Annotated in this window: 1 protein-coding gene; it reads left to right on the forward strand. The window is 40.8% G+C overall.

The features are described 5' to 3' along the window. Window positions 1-233: SdrD B-like domain-containing protein (locus ACVC3Y_RS00025; protein ID WP_452225701.1), on the forward strand; the 233-nt coding region annotated here is incomplete at both ends.

A 233-nucleotide genomic window follows, 5' to 3' on the forward strand; every position in this document is an offset into this window, starting at 1 on the left:
GATACTTTAACAACAGGAACTTCAGATCCAGAAACAGTAACCGTATTAGAAGGAGTTGAAACAGCAACAACCGATGATGGTTATGCACCAGTAGTTGGAGATTTAAGTGGAGTTGTATTCGAAGATCTTAACGGCGATGGAGTACAAGATCCAGGAGAAGAAGGAATAGAAGGAGTAGAAGTTGTAATTACCGATGTTAACGGAGACGAAACAACAGTAACAACAGGAACGGA

It is taken from the genome of Lacinutrix cladophorae, from assembly GCF_053604645.1.